This is a genomic window from Methylophaga marina (assembly GCF_030296755.1).
In the GTDB taxonomy this organism is placed as follows: Bacteria; Pseudomonadota; Gammaproteobacteria; order Nitrosococcales; family Methylophagaceae; genus Methylophaga; species Methylophaga marina.
Map to the genome: position 1 here is coordinate 526,548 of NZ_AP027741.1, position 16,549 is coordinate 543,096.

Below are 16,549 nucleotides of genomic sequence, written 5' to 3' on the forward strand. Positions count from 1 at the left end.
GTTCACACCTGGTTAAGTGATTCAAGAGAAACACTGTGATCGAAAAAACGTTGTAAGGACTCATCATGGCTGACAAATAACAGCGTCACCTCTCTATCCTCACAATGTCGCATCAACAGCTGCATAAAGGCATCTCGATTATTCTTATCCAGAGAAGATGTGGGCTCATCCACCAGCAAAAAATCTGGCTGCTTGATTAAAGCCCGAGCAATGGCGACCCGTTGTTGCTGACCAATACTCAATTGCGTAGCTGGATGCTGCCACACGGATTCTGGTATTTGCAGAGCAGTCAGTAACTCGGTGATGTCGTGTTGATTGACTTTTTTGTGAGCCACATCAGCAGCCAGCTTAATATTGTCAATGACATTCAGGTAATTAATCAGATTAAACTGTTGGAAAACATAGCCAATGTGACGCGCCCTGAATCTATCGCGTTGACGCGCTGACATCTTGTCTAAACGCTGACCACCAATCTCAATTTCTGCCTGTTTGCAAGGTAAGATACCGGCCAAAATATTGAGCAATGTGGACTTACCATGACCTGAGGGGCCGTACAAGAAAACAGACGCCCCTGTCTGAATCTGCCAGTCGGGTATACTCAGCGTCGGCTTTGTATTAGCCTTGTACTGAAATTGTAAATTCTTGATAGACACCGTCATATAGTCACCACAATTCGCTCTAACTGATATAGCATATCATTCATATTTTTTACGTTGGTTTCATATCAAATGCTATTTTTCAAACACATATCGACATGCCTTTTCTTTGTTATGGTTTTCTTTACTCAGACTTTAGTTGCTGATGAGTACCGTACCATCGACTGGATCGAACTAATGCCCAAAGATGACTTGGAAGCTTTATCGAACCCACCTGAATATCTCAATGAGATTGAAGATGGCAGCTTTGAAGATCAGATCAGTAGCCAATTACAACTTGCGTTGGAAACAGCTGCTGATGATAAATATCAACAAGCACTGGTTTCAACCAAAGTGGTTGATGCCTTTGATAAACAAAAAATTCGCCTACCCGGATTCATCGTACCCATTGAATTTGATAGTCAGTACCGGGTGACTGAATTTTTCCTGGTGCCCTTCTTTGGTGCCTGTATTCATGCGCCACCGCCGCCACCGAATCAGATTATTTATGCCAAATATGACAAAGGATTCTCTCAAGAAAGTCTTTACGCGGCATATTGGCTGACAGGGACAATCCATATCAGCCTGACTGAAAATGAGGTGGCGACATCGGCATACACAATTGAAATCAATAGCATTGAGCCCTACACAGAAGATAACTAATCTAAAGAAATAGACGAGTTACCCTGAGTCAGTTTGGCCACACCGGCCTTGTTATTACTGATCCACTCAGCATTGATACGTTCTATTGCTGGAAATTTTTGTAGCAGCAAGACATCAATCTCACTTAAATTCTCCGTGCTGCCACAAATAAACTGGTATTGCGCTTCCAAATCTGCATGATGATTTTCATGAACATGTTCATGTTCATGTTCATGTTCATGTTCATGTTCATCAGAGGCTATCAGCCCGGACACATCCACCGCCATATCATCCACTTCACAACCACCGCCCTTAAAGGCAAATAATTGCGGTATATCCTTTAGCGTTGCCTCCACTTCACGCACTTTGTTTACATCATGTTCTGATTCGGCTTTATGTTCAAAGCCGACCATGTTCATTGCCGGTGAATCCAGACTAATATTCACTTTATCCTGTTCAATTACCACCGTCATATCCACAAGCCCGTGAACATGAGATTCATGCTCAATACGTTCTGCAGCAAAAACAAAAACCGGGAACAGCTGAACACAGCCCAGGGCCAGGGCCAATACTTTCTTTTTCATCTTATCTCCCACTCTATAAGAATTAAGCGTTCTCTTGCTTAGCGCGATTAAACCAACCAATCACATCACGCCAATGTTTATCACCATATTTTTTCCTGAAGATACGTGTTTCTTCTAACGTATCATTAGTCAAAATAGATAACCGTTCGTTGATGTAATTTTGGTTAAGTTCAATTTTGCACTCATCAACAATGCATACGTACCACTCGTCATAGGTACTTGGAATCATAAGCTAGCCTCTTTTACTCAACTCAACTCAACTCAACTCAACTCAACATCAGCCATCAAATCGATAGCTATTATTCGGGGAAATACACCATTTTTCCATCAGGCAAGCGATAGGTTATACCTGCTTTGACACACTCGGCATCCCCATCTCTCCAGCGTCTCTGCTATGCATTTGGCATAATCTCCAGGCTCGGAGATGCTGTATGTTTCGAGAACTGGCGACAATAGGTTCAAGCCGTAATGCATCGGCTCAAAAATCATTTAATGATATATTATATCTTCAATAAAGCAATGTTACATTGCCCAGAACGTTCTTGTTCTCATGACAGTACTCGCTGTCAGGTTTTTGAATAGTTTGTCACTTCAGTATGCTGATCTATATTTATTGACTTAGAGAAACAGGCAAGCCAACTGATGATCAGTTATTGCGATCGGCTTCAATTGATTTTTTCAGGTACGGAGCTCTCAAGTTTGCATCCATCCAAAGCAGCTATACAACAACATCGATAGCCCTGATTGAAGTTGACTATGATCAATGTCTTTATTCTTCAGCTTAAGTGATATGATATATCAAAATAATCATCGATGATTATCACCACTCTATTCCAATATCATTGATTTAAAAGATTCAACTATGAAAAAAGTACATCGTAAAGGGTCTCTCTCTGCCCCAGCTTATATTGCTTTGTTTGTCATTTTAGTGGCAATGATCATTCTGACAGTCTTGCGCCTTGACTCGGACATGACCAATACATCAAACATCACCATTTCAAAGCCTGTCGTTCTTCCCGCTCTTAGCTCTACATCAGATACAAATGACACCAGTGTAGAACTCACTGAGCCGAATAAGGCAATGGCAACAGACGACCCGGCACAGTTGATACCTGTCAGTACACCTGAACCTCAAACACATACCGTCGATTACAAAGTCAAATCCGGCGATAGCCTTGAAAGCATTTTCAAACACTTTAGCCTTCCCATCCAGACACTCTTCGGCATTCTTGAAGCTGATGAGCCCTATCTGGAGATGGATGTATTACACCCAGGTCAGCAACTAGGTTTTACATTCAACAACGATGACACTCTGATGGCATTATCCGTAGTCAGTAGCACCAAGAAGACTATCGTTTATCAAAAAGAGGATGACAATCACTTCAGCCACAATGAGACCATTGCTCCCACAACATGGGAAACCGTGGTGCTTAAAGGGGAAATAAGCAATAGTTTCTACCTGGCTGCAGCCAATGCAGGGATCAGTGATCCCACTATCATGATGCTGACCAAACTCATTCGAAATAAAATTAACTTCCGCCGCGATCTTCGTAAAAACGATCAGTTTCAAGTCATCATTAAACGTGAAATGCTAGACGATACGCCGGTGGGTAATAACTATGTTGCCGCTATTCGATTAGCTGGGCAGAAAATCGACTTCAATGCCTACCTGCATACCGATGGTCAGTATTACGATAAAGATGGACACAATCTGACACCCGCTTTACTGCGTTACCCTACCCGAAACACATTCCGCATCAGCTCCCCTTTCAATCCAAAACGTCATCACCCGATCACAGGCAAAATATCACCACATAACGGCGTAGACTTTGCCATGCCAATCGGTACTCCCATTATCTCAACTGGTGATGGCCAAGTAGAACGCGTCGCCAATCATCGTTATGCCGGTAAATATCTTGTCATTAAAGAATTTGGCCCGTATTCAACTCGTTATCTCCACTTAAGCAAATTTTGGTACATAGAGGACAAAAAATCTCTCGTGGCCAAATCATTGCCTATTCAGGTAATACAGGTCGCTCTACTGGCCCGCATTTACATTATGAGCTACGCATCAATGACAAGCCTGTTAACCCTATCACGGCAGAAATCCCTACATTAAAGTCCGTCTCAGAAACTGAGTTAGCCGCATTTCATGAGCATGTCAAAACCCTTGATGGGATGATGTCAGATGAGACGACCATCGCTACCGCTAATCTGGATTGGCTAAATAACTGGTTAATTAACACGGCCTCGGCATCTACGCGTTCAATGATGTAATGCAACATTCAATCTCGTTTGCTTGGCATAAGCCAACAAAAAAGGCATGACTAAATATATATGAATAAGCACCACTTTTTTCACGGCTCAATTTTGGGTGCGCCGGCTTATCAGAGACTGATTGTCGTTCTACTTATTAATATCGCGCTGTGGTCAGCGATATTCTGGGCGGTATCACTCCCATGAGCAGTCCCATCATCTCACTGAACAATGTCAGTGTTGCTTATGAAAATCAGCCTGTTATTCAGCAGATATCTGGCAAATTTTCTCCTGGCAGTCTGACAGCTATTACTGGGCCTAATGGTGCTGGCAAATCCACGTTATTAAAAACGATTATGGGCGAACTTAGCCCTTCTCAAGGCTCACTTGAACGACACAATATCCCGGTTCGCAGCATCGGTTACTTACCACAGGCGGCGGATATTGACCGTCAATTTCCAATCACGGTTTATGAAACCGTCTTGCTAGGCTTATGGAAACAGGCAGGTCCTTTTGGTGGTATATCGACGGCTTTAGCCCATAAGGCCAAGGAGGCTTTAGTCACTGTCGGCTTGAAAGACTTTGAACGACAACCAATCAGTATGCTGTCTGCCGGACAATTTCAACGTGTCCTCTTTGCTCGACTGCTACTGCAAAATGCTGACGTGATTGTGTTAGATGAACCCTTTACTGCCATTGATGCGCAGACAACCAAAGATCTGATTGCCCTTGTTATGCGTTGGCATACAGAAGGTCGCACTGTCATTGCTGTATTGCATGACTTAAAACAAATCCGTGACTACTTTCCTAATGTCTTACTGCTGGCAAGAAAGCTTATTGCTTGGGGTACAACCAAAGAAGTGCTCACCACAGCCAATGTATTAAAAGCAGTGCAGCAGTCTGAATCCTGGTTTGGTCAGCTTGAGCCGACATTGTTTAATCAGGTTGAAACACCATGTCCAGTTACCAATTACTGATTGAACCCTTTGCAGATTACGGATTTATGCGACGAGCGCTTATCGCCTCTGTATCACTGGGTTTGAGTGCCGGGCCCGTCGGCGTGCTGTTATTGCTACGTCGAATGAGCCTAATCGGGGATGCCATGAGTCATGCGGTGTTACCTGGCGCAGCGATAGGCTTTTTGGTTGCTGGAGGCTTATCACTGATTGCCATGGGCATTGGCGGTTTGGTTGCCGGTATTAGCGTGGCATTACTATCAGGCTTTGTCAGTCGCACCACCATATTAAAAGAAGATGCCAGCTTTGCTACGTTTTATCTGACCTCACTGGCATTGGGCGTATTAATCGTCTCAATGCGTGGGTCGAATATTGATCTCTTACACGTGCTCTTCGGCACTATATTGGCGATTGATGCGCAATCATTGTATCTGGTGGGCGGCGTGACTAGCTTGAGTCTTATCGTATTAGCCATTATCTACCGGCCACTGGTAGTTGAATGCTTTGATCCCGGCTTCTTAAAAGCCGTAGGTGGTTATGGCCCTGTTCATCATTTCTTATTTTTATTTCTGGTTGTGTTGAACTTGGTCGCCGGTTTTCAGACATTGGGCACGCTTATGGCTGTAGGTATCATGATGTTACCCGCTGCTATCTCTCAGCTTTGGGTCAGAACACTACCAATGATGCTGGTCATTGCTGCATCGAGTGGTGCCTTATCTGGCTTTATCGGTCTGCTAATTTCTTACCACTTAGGTTCGGCGTCCGGACCAACTATTATTTTGACCAGCAGTTTTATCTATCTTGTCACTCTGTGCGTTGCCCCACAAGGGGTGTTAAAGCAGTGGTTCTATCGCTACAAACTCTAGTATCAAAACAAAAGGTTCACTATGTACAAACCGTTATTCACCTATCTGATTCTTATCGGCCTAACTTTTGTCATCAAATCCGCTTCCGCTAACACTATCAATGCTGTCACCAGCTTTGGCATTTTGGCTGATGTCGTCAAAAACGTAGGTGGCAAGCATGTAAAAGTGACCAGTATTGTGCCACCTAATGGTGACCCACACAGCTACGAGCCCTCCCAGGTGATGTAAAGTTAATCAAATCCGCAGACGTCATCTTTTTAAGTGGCATGGGTTTAGAGAACTGGTTTCAACGTTTAGCGAAAGCCGCCGGCACCAGCACAGCTCCGATTGCTGTTTCAAAAGGTATTGAGACCTATTCTGTAACAGCCGGCTATGGCCAGTTCAGAACGGATCCACACGTATGGAATGATGTCGATAATGTTCAGGTTTGGGTTAATAATATTGAAGCGGCCTTGATTGAAGTCAGACCAGATCTGACAAATGAAATACAACAGGCTGCTCAAGCGTACAGGGAAAAACTGACGGCACTGGATGCCAATATCCACGCAAAGCTGACAAGCCTGCCCACTGACAAACGTGACATTTTAACCAGCCATGACGCATTTAGTTATTACACAAAAGCCTATGGCGTCAGATTCTTATCTCCTCAGGGCGTTTCCACAGAAACAGAAGCCTCAGCTGCTACCATTGCTAAACTCATCGACCAGATTAAACAGCTTGGCGTGACACGTTATTTTCTTGAAAATTCTAATAACACCCGTTTGGTCAAGCAGATTGCTAATGCCACCGGGGCCAAACCAGGCGGCAGACTCTATCCCGAGTCGTTATCTGAAGAAAATGGCCCGGCTGCAACCTATATAAAACTAATGCAATACAACACACAACAAATCGTCACGGCCCTTTCCGAATAACGCCGAGATACCCAGGCTATTTATCTTCAGATAGTCTGTGTAGTGGCTCCTTAAACCGCAACACATGGTTTATATGCATAACTATTCTCAGAGAAAATCAGTCGGGACAAGGGCAAAACTGGCTCCGCTTAGTTGAGTTTCGACATCAATTCACGAACCTCATCAGCACGTAATGGCCTCACAAGACGACCCACTTCTTGACCATTGTCTAGCAGTATCAATGTCGGCCATAGCTTAACCTTAAACCCACGGCCCAATCGCTTGCCTTTGCCGTCGTAGATTTTGATATGACGTAGCTTCGTATGTTCATTAACTACTTCGTTAATAGCTGCACTTGCTGCCTGACAATGACCACACCATGGCGCGCCAAACTCAAGTAATACCTTCCCCGGCAATTCGCTGGTTTGCTCAAAGGTTAATGTTTCCTCTGCATAGGCTGAGTCGGTATCAGCTTGATCCATATTCATATACTTAACTCTATGGGTAAATGACAATCTCTTTACTCAAACGCCGAAAGACTCTTCTCTCAGCCACAAAAAAAAGGTTCATTTGCCATATCATCTTGCCATAAGTTTCTTTCAGGCAATAAAAAAGCCGTAATGAACTTAATCATTACGGCTTTAATCGGTTTAACAGTCTGGGTATTAAGCGACTGTTTTTTGAGCTCTACGACGTAAGCCCATGAAACCTAATAATGCAGGCGCAAACAAGAATGCTGCAGCAGGAATAGGCACTGCAGATACATTTAATGACATACCACCGATGTTGTCACCGTAGTTACTATCATTGATGAAGAACTGAACTGTGGCATCAGATAACAGTGTAAATGTTGCACCAAGTGCGTTCAGCAGCGCTAAATCTGCTGTCTCATATCTACCAGTATCGCTAGTGATGATATGAGTAGTGCCAGACGGTGTAGTGAATGAGTAGTTGTTGACCCAGCCTTTTGAACAACCAGTGCCATCAGCACTACAACCTTGCACTTTACCCCAAGCATTCCACGCTGTGTATGTGTCATCTTTAAATGGGCTTATTGAATAAGTACCTGCTTTCAGGTTGAGTTCAACAGCATTCGAAGAAGTGTTTGTTTTTGCATCAAGATGGACAGTTGCTGCGTTAGCAGTCAACGGCGCCATAATTAACAACCCGAGTGCGATTAATAAGTTTTTGCTAAATAACTTCATTACATAAGCCTTTGTTATTCTGCAACCCAGCCATCTTTATTCACTACTTATAAAGACCTGAAGCTTTCCGTGCTTGGCTCACACCAAGGTTGGCTTTATTAAGAAATTAATTTACTACAGCTACAGGGTAAATCGCTTTTATAGCTCAATCAATTGTACATTGGTACTAGAAGGCCTATATAAAAGTGGGTTTTGGCGATTTCTAGCATTAAGACTTCCCCACTCACATCAATCTGAACAGGCAAAGCTGGTTAGGAATACAACTATGTATCAAGTAGATAAATCAAACTCAGCGCGAAAATAACGTAACAAGCTAAAGTGAAAAATGACCAAACCAGAGAGTGAGTAGCCCTGACTTTTCCCCACCATAAGCTAGGTTCTCAATAAAGATCGCTTCTTGCATCCACTTGGCAATAAAGTGCATCGCCACCACAGCAAACAGAAACTGAATCAACGCTGGCACCCAACTCAAAACAGTCGCGCTTATCACTATTACTATTCATTATTCTCACGTGGATGTAGCTCAGACTCTATCCACTGCGCGACTTCTTGTTTGTCTTTTCGTTTTACCATCTGCCTAGTATTGATGTCTTTTGGATAAACGCAAGTGCCTGTATTGTGCTTCAACACAAATGCGCGTTTCGCCCCAACAGGGTGTTTACTTGGCGCATGAATTACTGCGGCTCTTAACTCGAGACATTCAACGTCTTCCAGTGAAGCGTTTAAACCTATTTCATTTTGAGTCTTTTCAATAATGTCTCGAAATGTTCCTAAAATCAGATAACTACCATTTAGCAACGGCCCTTGACGCAAGGTTTGCTGCACATTTTGCTCCGTAACATTAATGCGCTCAAACTCGGTCACAGCAAGCTTATGCTCCTCCCCGGACGTCATTTTTATCACGGCTTGTACACACACCACATGAACAGGCCGCTCCCCCATATTCACCAACATACACAGCGCATCGGGGTTCTCATTTTGAGCATGGTGAAAAAGAAGATAGGGCCGATTATTACGGCGATATTGACTAAGAATTAACTGTAAATAGACAAGCCAGATAATGGCCATAACAGCAGAGCTGACGGGGCCAACATACTCCATAGGTTCTCCTCCTCCGTGGGAAATTAATGTTTAGAGGGGTACTGACTAAGAACTCAGTGATGAGTTTCATTTAGTAAATTGATGAAGTGTGTGAGTGAGAAATCTATAGAAAGAAATCAAGTTTGCTGACACCTTGAACATGCATAGCCGTTGCCGTGAGCATGAACTCTCCGTCCAAAGCTCCCCATATCTTCTCCCCTTTCCAGCCTCGCCAGTTGTCTGCCATATCCCGAAACAGAAGACTTGGCGGGCCGACAAAATAGGTTGTTGTATTGACTTCACCTATAAATGGAGCGCCAGTAACAGAGGCAACAAAGTTTGAGCCCTCCTCGTTGCCACCAACGATCCTCAAGGAGAGGGTTGTGGCGTCATCACATGACTTGATTTCTATCGTTTCCATAGACCATTAACGCCAACAGCACGCGCGGCTGCGAAATGGAGGCGAAGCCGCAATGTAGTAGACGTCGCCGTGACTGTGATTGTTAGGCTCAATTACCGGTTTTGCGCCGATGATTAATCGACAAAACCGAAATAGTGGCCAACACCCAGAACGGTTTCCACAAATTTCTTGGCTGTAGCACGATCCATAATCACAGATTTGCCATCGACATTCAGATAAATACTATCCTCGTCATAGAATGAAGAGCGGCCAAACTCAATATCCATTTTTTCTTTCCCGCCCTGACATTTTACCGTTTCTTCAAAAACATGGTTGTCGCTATAACTCAAACCCTTCTTGTAAAGTGACGACTTTTGATCGTCAGATATGAACGTTGGGCTTCTGGCCTAACGCCAGCATCAGCCGGCGCGCTATTCGCGCGCGCGGCTGAATGCCATCGTTAGGCGATTGATCGTGTGTTGATTCTTTGCCTGGAAAAATAATTTCAACCAGACCCCTTTAATTCTTTAATTGCAGGGTGCGAAACGCCGCTTCGATGAATAACGCCTGGTTGAGAAACGGATTTTTACTGAATAGGTCGCCGGATGTCAATCGATCAATCAGTGACTGGCGCGGATTGCTAGTGTCTGTATTGGGTAAGTTAGCTGATGATTGGGGAATAAACTTGCCTGCATTCTCACTTGGCTCATGCACTAAATAGATTGTACCTGAAGCAATAGCGGCTTGGCGTCGTCGGTCACTGGCAAGTAACCCGGCTGCCAGTTCAACATCATCAGCATCGAGGTTGTTCTCTACAGCATAATCATACGCAGCTTCCAACGCTTCTCTGTCGCTTTCCGATAAAAAATCAAAGACATTTCCACTATCAGATGAAGGGTTAGGTCTTGGTATCGTTTCACGAATGTTGTGTTCTTGCTGCAAGGCATTTCTCAACGCTTGGCCATCTATATCAATTTCGGTATTGGCTGTTACCATGCTAACGGCTTGGTCAAGCAACGCTTGGCCTCTTGCTATGGGAAGGTAACTGGGCCCAAGTTCTTGGCGTAAAAACTCGTTCGCGCCTTGCACCAATAGGCTTATAGAATGACCTCGGGCGCTAATCTGCAGGGCTGGATTAGTAGTATTGCTGATCCGAGAGCCGGAGCTGCTTGTATTCTCTGAATTCGTTATATCCTTGGAATTAGCAACGGAGGTATCCGACTGCAATGCGCTTTGGGCTGAGCTGTTAATAAATCCAGTGATGATATTCATGCTGCATTTCCTCCTTATGACAAAGGGGGTAATCTGTCATATTGTATTACATCAGTAGCTGTAATCCACTCTTACTGTATCCGCTGTACGGATAGTTGAATACGCTCCTCCGACTAAAGTAAATCGTAAATGGAAAGTGCCACGGGCGTTAAACCCGTCAAATGCATCTGAATTGTCATTTTGCGCAGCTGATATATCGATACAAAGAAAATCAGAGGATGAGTATTGTTTTCGGTAACACAATTCGACTTCTTCAGACGTATGGCCGTTAGGAATGGTATTCCAATCCCAGGAAACGTCTGTAATTTCAGCGTCCCTTCTGGGGACAGAAGACGGCGGGTTAAATGGAGTGGTTGCATAACCTCCAGAAAAATAAATTGTGTAACCTAACCGCGTGTGCTCCCAGAAATCATCCGCCGCATGTGCTGCTGATGACAAAAAAGCGAATATGACGCCATTCCAGTAAGTATGCTCTTGATCTTCATAGCAGTTCTCCAATTGTATTGATCTATTCATTAGCTCCCCAATGCGCGGGGCGCAACCACATAAAAACAGTAACTTAAGTCAAGTTACTCGGAAGTCAACTACCGCTGTTCGTTGCGCATTAGGCCTCCAAGATATTGGATGCACAACGCCGAATAAGTGTCAAGCGAAATCAGAAACTGCCTCCTGGCGACATCCGGAATTGACCTCTCAGTTCACACGGGTTGTTTTTTTGATGTCCGCAGTGGCCACGGCCTTGATCAGCCCGGATCGCCGCTTCAAGAATAGGAAGTCCAACCGCCTATGCGAAAATATCCCCCTGATCTGGAGTGCCGTCAAGACTCGGTTTAAGCCCTTCTGACCACCGAAGAGCGATGATGGAGAAGAAATTGGCCGCTGGCAGCCGCATCTTCCCAAAGGCCGATCCCAGGCACTGATTGCCCCAGCAACCCTGCTATCCTTGCGCGTTTTGAGTGATATTGGTGCCAGGCTCGATTTATTTTACGCCTAACAGTGTCTTTTATGAAGCCTGCGGCTTCATAATAAATATTAAAGAAGTCGCTTCATAATTCAGATTTATAGATCTTAAGCAACTGATTATTAAGGGTATACGGATTTAATGGTTGATGGGGCACCTTCACCCCATCAATCTGATACCACCCTCAGATGGTTGATAGATCGACTCCGTAGTTGAGTTCCTCTGCGAAGTCCGGCAGTCCGTAACCGATGGTTTTCTTGTAGAAAGGAGAGACCTTCGCAGTCGGTGCCTTCTTCTTGTGCTTCGTGGTGTAGAGCATTCGTGCCCGCATCACCTCGAAGGAGTAACCGCGCCCTTCACGGTTCTTGTCCTTGGCCAGTCGGTTGATGGACTCCGTGTAAGCGTTGGTGACGGGCATGTCCGTCTCGAAGTAGGTCATGGTCTCTTCGCGCCAGTTTCCCACTGCCCTGACCAGATCGCTCCAGACTTCCTTTTGGCCCTTCGGGATGGTGGCTATCCACTCGTCCAGGGCGGCTTCTGCCTGGAGCCGTGTGGTGGCGTCCCAGATGCCGTAGAAGCGCTCCTTGTGCTCGTAGGCGGCCAGCAGTTGCGGGAACGCGCCTGTCCAGGTCTCCATGATGAGGCGCTCCCGGTCTGAGACTTCGTGAGCGCGTTTCAGCAGGATTTTCCGGTCTCCCTTGAGAGTCCGGCTCTGGGACGGTTTCAGCTCCTTTCTGAGGCCCTTGCGCACTCTCTCTAGGGCATCGTTGGCCATGCGCACCACATGGAACTTATCTACCACGATACGGGCCTGGGGCAGCACAGCCTTGACCGCTGCCCGGTAGGGGTTCCACATGTCCATGCTGACGATCTCGACCTTCTGCCGGTCTTTCAGCTTCATCAGGTAGTTGGTCACCACGTCCTGGCGGCGGGTGGCCAGCAGGTCGAGCAGGGTTCGCTCCTCAATGTTGGTCAGAATGCAGCGGTAGCGCTTGTTCAGGTATAGCTCGTCAATGCCCAGGATGCGGGGCGTCTCGAAGCGGTGCCAGCGCCCCAGGAACTCGGCGCGGGCGTTGAAGATGTCGCGCACCGTCTTCTCGTCCAGGCCGGTCTGTGCCGCCACAAAGGTGTAGGGGTGGTTGAAGGATTCCTTCTCCACGTACTCATGCAGCCGCAGTGTCATACGGAATCCGTCCACCATCTCCGGTAGCTGGGGCCTGAATGTTGTCTTGCAGGCCCGGCAGGTGTATCGGCGGCGGACCACCCAGAGAGTGACCCGCTTGCCGTGGATGGGCAGATCACGATAGGGAACGTCACGCTTGCCGAACCGTACGAACTCACCCTGCACGCCGCATTCCTCGCAGGCGATGGGATCGGGCACGTCCACCTGGAAGTGCATTTCGTCGTCGGTTGATTTGCAGCCCAGTACTTGGTATTGCGGCAGGTGAAGGATGTTGTCGGGAAGTTCGGTCATGGTGTTGTATAGGCGTAGGTGTCAGTCAGATCCATCCGGCTCGGCATTGGTGTTTGCTTTTTTACCCAACAAGCTGCTGGAAACGAAAAGTAAGGCACCGAGGACAATTGCAATATCAGCCAGGTTGAAGGCCGGCCAATGCCAGTCTCGCCAATAGAAATCAAAGGAATCCACAACATAGCCGCGAAAGACCCGGTCAATCAGGTTGCCCATGGCGCCACCGAGGATAAGACTGTAAGCGATGGCTTCTCCTTTATGACGATTTTCAAGGATCAGCTTGATCAGAAAAATCGAGACCACTACCGCGATCCCGATAAAAAAGTAGCGCTGCCAGCCTCCACCATTCGCAAAAAGACTGAATGCGGCACCGGTGTTCCATAGGTGCACCCAGTTAAAGAACGGGGTCACCGAAACATACTCGCCATAGGCCATTGATTGCTGCACCAGCCACTTTACAGCCTGATCAGACGCTGCCAGCAGGCCCGATATGGACAATAGGGCATACGGCGAGAGCTTTTTGCCAATAATGAGCATTATTTAACCCTTCAACGCCAAAATGCGTCTGGCACCGTTAAGTACAATGCCCCCCGCGATGGTGCCGATAATCAGATCCGGATAATTGGAACCGGTCCACGCGACCAGGACGCCGGCGGTGATGACCCCCAGGTTGATCACCACGTCGTTGGCCGAGAATATCCAGCTTGCCTTCATGTGCGCCCCGCCTTCCCGATGTTTGGATATGAGCAGCAGACAACTGGTATTGGCAATCAATGCGACGAATGCGATAGCCATCATCACCAGCGATTCAGGCTCACTACCGAATACAAAGCGTCTCACCACCTCTACGAGCACGCCCACAGCCAAGATCAGTTGCAGTACACCAGCAAGATGCGCGGCACGTACCTGCATTTTCACGCTATGTCCAACCGCATAAAGGGCAAGCCCGTACACCGCCGCATCGGCAAAATTGTCCAGGGATTCTCCAATCAGGCCGGTGGACTGGGCGATCAGACCGGCAGTCATTTCCACCACAAACAGAAGTGCATTGATGCCGAGCAACCAGCGCAGGGTCCCGGATTCTTGCTTAGCAGAAGCTGCCGAAAACTCGGCGGCCTTGATGGTCTCCGGATTTGCAGCGACGGTTTCCTGAAGCGAGGCGCCTAGCCCCAAGGTCTTCAGTTTCGAGGTGACGGGCTCGACCTCACCGTCATGCACGACCTTCAGCCGGCGGTTCGACAAGTCGAAGGACAGCGCCCGAATCTCCTCAAAGCCGTTCAGGGCTAGGCGAATCATTCGTTCTTCTGATGGACAGTCCATCTTCGGCACGGCATAAACACTGACCCATCTCCCTGGCGCCTCGGAGGAGGCCTGTATATGGGTATCCGCTGCGGACGTTGCATCACCGCCACAGGCGCCACCACAGGATTTGCTCATGATACGACTCCACTTGAACAATGTTGTGGTACCATTTAAAACTATAAAGCTACTATAAGGTCAATAGAGTAAAGAATCCGTTGGGGAGGAGGCTGATGCGCATTGGTCAGTTGGCGCAGTTGGTAGGGGTCGAAACACAGACGATCCGCTTCTATGAACAGCAGGGCTTGTTGCCGCCGCCTGATCGGCAGGACAACGGTTACCGTGTCTATACCGAGAAGCATGGTGAGGGGCTGGCCTTCATCCGTCGCTGCAGAATCCTGGGCCTGTCACTGGCTGAGATTCACGAACTACAGAGCTATCAGGACGACCCTCATCAGCCTTGTACCGCCGTCAACGCCTTGCTCGATGATCACATCTCTCATGTGCGGTCGCAGATAACCGCTCTGCAAGCGCTTGAGAAACAACTCGTTTCACTGAGAGCGAGTTGCAACGATGACCGGGAAGTTGAGGCGTGTGGGGTTCTTGCTGGAATTAGCGAAGGAAACATGCACCAGCAGTAGGTGAAGCATCAACCAGATAATCCGATGAGATGCCGGTCTGTCTCACTCTCATGCAAAGGTAAGATCAACCATTTAATCCGCTTACCCATTATTAATAAAAACGCGATTATTTTTTTTGGCAAATATAGCCAAAAAGATGAAGTGGGCTGGGAAAATAGAGCCATACCTTGATTCTCTTGGAAGTCAGAGTATTTCGGAGAATAAGCGATATTCATATTGAACAATCCATTTCTACGTCCCTTTAAATCCTTTACAAACTATTCTAGTAGCCGCAATGCAATCTATTGATATTAGGTCAATATTCCATAGTTTTAATTATTGGGCAACATTCAGATGGATCGAGTGATAAATATGTAATGTTCGCTAGTTTAGCCTCAACCAGCGACCATTTTGTTCGTAGACTTCAAATTTGGCCCATTGGCGGAAGGCTTCGCGTTCCAGCATGCCGGTGTTGTATAGGTCATTACCGGCTACATTTTTGTAAATAATCACGTCATTCTTACTACCTTCTTTGCCCTCGTCTATGACTCGGCGAACGGCCCATGTGTGACCAATTTTGCCATTGCTGTAGAACTTACCTGTGCTGATTTTTTCTGGATGCTCGATATGCAGTAAGGCATTTTGTTTGGCTTTTTCCAGGAGTTCGCTCAAGCCTTCTTCGGTTAAATCCACGAAAGAATCCAGCTCACGAATAGCAGCGTTAAAATCTTCGGTGGTCAGAGAGACGTCTTCGGATGGCACCTCTAATTGAACAGGTTCCGTAACAAGTCTGGATAAATGCACTGGATAGCGTCGCCAGTGAAATAAGGCATTAAACATAATTGCCACCAGCAGGATAGCGATGACATTGTTCAACACGGGGAAAAGCAGATAGCTGTAGCCCAATTGTGTGATACCTGCTCCGCCCAGAACGGCATTTAATGCAGTGGCGCCACCGGGTGGATGGATGCAGCGCGTGTAATACATCAGCCCCACCGCCAAACCTACGGCAATAGCGGCTGCCAGTGGTGTTGCTCCAAGAAGATATTGACAGGTCACACCCACAGCAGCAGAGATTAGATGGCCTGCAATCACTTGCCATGGTTGTGATAAGGCACCATGAGGAACAGCAAACACCAATACGGCGGTGGCGCCAAATGAGGCAATGATCAATAACTCTGAACCCGCACTTATCGAAATATGCTGTGACAGCCACTTCGTCATCAGGATGGTCACCAAAATACCGACCATTGCCCCGAATGCTGAGATCACTTTTTCGCTATGGCTGGTTCTGTTTTTCTCAATCCCCAGCCATAGCATGAGTTGTTTTAAAGCATGCGTCATAATTTAAAATCACGGGATACAAAATAGGCATAAATTATACCTATTTAAATCATCCTCATATAGCGACA

Annotated in this window: 19 protein-coding genes, 2 pseudogenes and 1 riboswitch; of the genes and pseudogenes, 6 read left to right on the forward strand and 15 right to left on the reverse strand. The window is 46.5% G+C overall.

Annotated features, from left to right (window positions below):
• Positions 1–2 precede the first annotated feature (2 nt).
• A complete protein-coding gene (locus tag QUE24_RS02600; protein ID WP_286305112.1) occupies positions 3–659 on the reverse strand; it encodes an ABC transporter ATP-binding protein in 657 nt (218 codons plus the stop codon).
• A gap of 174 nt (positions 660–833) precedes the next feature.
• Between QUE24_RS02600 and QUE24_RS02605 the strand changes: the two genes are divergently transcribed.
• Entirely contained in the window at positions 834–1,298 is a 465-nt protein-coding gene (locus tag QUE24_RS02605) for a DUF3299 domain-containing protein (RefSeq protein WP_286305113.1), read from the forward strand.
• Here QUE24_RS02605 and QUE24_RS02610 read toward each other — a convergent pair.
• Together QUE24_RS02610 and QUE24_RS02615 are read right to left on the reverse strand one after the other, a co-directional pair.
• Positions 1,295–1,861 (reverse strand): ZrgA family zinc uptake protein, encoded by a 567-nt coding sequence (locus QUE24_RS02610; RefSeq protein WP_286305114.1) that lies wholly within the window; start codon positions 1,859–1,861, stop codon positions 1,295–1,297. The genes QUE24_RS02605 and QUE24_RS02610 overlap by 4 nt on opposite strands.
• A 22-nt stretch (positions 1,862–1,883) precedes the next feature.
• Positions 1,884–2,090, reverse strand: a complete 207-nt coding sequence (locus QUE24_RS02615) for a hypothetical protein (RefSeq protein WP_286305115.1) — start codon at positions 2,088–2,090, stop codon at positions 1,884–1,886.
• An 852-nt stretch (positions 2,091–2,942) separates the two neighbouring features.
• Between QUE24_RS02615 and QUE24_RS02620 the strand changes: the two are divergent.
• The 4 genes and pseudogenes from QUE24_RS02620 (at position 2,943) to QUE24_RS02635 (ending at position 6,850) form a co-directional block, all read left to right on the forward strand.
• A pseudogene (locus QUE24_RS02620) lies at positions 2,943–4,138 on the forward strand (peptidoglycan DD-metalloendopeptidase family protein).
• Positions 4,139–4,320: 182 nt separating this feature from the next.
• Positions 4,321–5,094 carry a metal ABC transporter ATP-binding protein gene (locus QUE24_RS02625; protein WP_286305116.1) on the forward strand — a complete coding sequence of 258 codons (774 nt, stop codon included), beginning with the start codon at positions 4,321–4,323 and terminating at the stop codon, positions 5,092–5,094.
• Entirely contained in the window at positions 5,073–5,939 is an 867-nt protein-coding gene (locus tag QUE24_RS02630; RefSeq protein WP_286305117.1) for a metal ABC transporter permease, read from the forward strand. Before QUE24_RS02625 ends, QUE24_RS02630 begins: the two co-directional genes overlap by 22 nt.
• A 21-nt stretch (positions 5,940–5,960) precedes the next feature.
• Positions 5,961–6,850 (forward strand): annotated as a pseudogene (locus QUE24_RS02635) (metal ABC transporter solute-binding protein, Zn/Mn family).
• A 128-nt stretch (positions 6,851–6,978) separates the two neighbouring features.
• Here QUE24_RS02635 and QUE24_RS02640 read toward each other — a convergent pair.
• From QUE24_RS02640 to QUE24_RS02690, 11 genes are all read right to left on the reverse strand, one after another.
• Positions 6,979–7,317, reverse strand: coding sequence for a thioredoxin family protein (locus QUE24_RS02640; protein ID WP_286305118.1), 339 nt, complete (start codon positions 7,315–7,317; stop codon positions 6,979–6,981).
• Between the two features lie 177 nt (positions 7,318–7,494).
• The gene (locus QUE24_RS02645) at positions 7,495–8,034 is read right to left on the reverse strand and encodes a hypothetical protein (RefSeq protein WP_286305119.1); all 540 of its coding nucleotides are present in this window, start codon (positions 8,032–8,034) and stop codon (positions 7,495–7,497) included.
• A gap of 17 nt (positions 8,035–8,051) precedes the next feature.
• Positions 8,052–8,138: riboswitch (cyclic di-GMP riboswitch) on the reverse strand.
• Positions 8,139–8,347: 209 nt separating this feature from the next.
• Positions 8,348–8,524: a hypothetical protein gene (locus tag QUE24_RS02650; RefSeq protein WP_286305120.1), complete on the reverse strand. Its 177-nt coding sequence runs from the start codon at positions 8,522–8,524 to the stop codon at positions 8,348–8,350.
• 5 nt (positions 8,525–8,529) lie between these two features.
• The gene (locus QUE24_RS02655) at positions 8,530–9,135 is read right to left on the reverse strand and encodes a hypothetical protein (protein WP_286305121.1); all 606 of its coding nucleotides are present in this window, start codon (positions 9,133–9,135) and stop codon (positions 8,530–8,532) included.
• A gap of 103 nt (positions 9,136–9,238) precedes the next feature.
• Complete coding sequence (locus QUE24_RS02660) at positions 9,239–9,535, reverse strand: DUF6228 family protein (RefSeq protein ID WP_286305122.1); 297 nt, start codon at positions 9,533–9,535, stop codon at positions 9,239–9,241.
• A 113-nt stretch (positions 9,536–9,648) separates the two neighbouring features.
• Positions 9,649–9,864 (reverse strand): hypothetical protein, encoded by a 216-nt coding sequence (locus QUE24_RS02665; RefSeq protein WP_041354371.1) that lies wholly within the window; start codon positions 9,862–9,864, stop codon positions 9,649–9,651.
• Positions 9,865–10,033: 169 nt separating this feature from the next.
• A complete protein-coding gene (locus tag QUE24_RS02670; RefSeq protein WP_286305123.1) occupies positions 10,034–10,603 on the reverse strand; it encodes a hypothetical protein in 570 nt (189 codons plus the stop codon).
• A 234-nt stretch (positions 10,604–10,837) separates the two neighbouring features.
• On the reverse strand, positions 10,838–11,302 hold the full coding sequence (locus QUE24_RS02675) for a flagellar protein FlhE (RefSeq protein ID WP_286305124.1): 465 nt from the start codon (positions 11,300–11,302) through the stop codon (positions 10,838–10,840).
• 629 nt (positions 11,303–11,931) lie between these two features.
• The gene (locus QUE24_RS02680; protein WP_004574636.1) at positions 11,932–13,221 is read right to left on the reverse strand and encodes an ISL3-like element ISPpu12 family transposase; all 1,290 of its coding nucleotides are present in this window, start codon (positions 13,219–13,221) and stop codon (positions 11,932–11,934) included.
• A 21-nt stretch (positions 13,222–13,242) separates the two neighbouring features.
• The gene (gene lspA / locus QUE24_RS02685) at positions 13,243–13,755 is read right to left on the reverse strand and encodes a signal peptidase II (protein WP_004863699.1); all 513 of its coding nucleotides are present in this window, start codon (positions 13,753–13,755) and stop codon (positions 13,243–13,245) included.
• A 3-nt stretch (positions 13,756–13,758) separates the two neighbouring features.
• A complete protein-coding gene (locus QUE24_RS02690) occupies positions 13,759–14,655 on the reverse strand; it encodes a cation efflux transmembrane domain-containing protein (RefSeq protein ID WP_286305125.1) in 897 nt (298 codons plus the stop codon).
• Positions 14,656–14,750: 95 nt separating this feature from the next.
• On the opposite strand from QUE24_RS02690, the gene cadR reads away from it, so the two are divergent.
• Positions 14,751–15,158, forward strand: a complete 408-nt coding sequence (gene cadR, locus QUE24_RS02695; RefSeq protein ID WP_004364961.1) for a Cd(II)/Pb(II)-responsive transcriptional regulator — start codon at positions 14,751–14,753, stop codon at positions 15,156–15,158.
• 363 nt (positions 15,159–15,521) lie between these two features.
• Here cadR and QUE24_RS02700 read toward each other — a convergent pair whose 3' ends face one another.
• Positions 15,522–16,481 (reverse strand): HPP family protein, encoded by a 960-nt coding sequence (locus tag QUE24_RS02700; RefSeq protein WP_286305126.1) that lies wholly within the window; start codon positions 16,479–16,481, stop codon positions 15,522–15,524.
• Positions 16,482–16,549 lie beyond the last annotated feature (68 nt).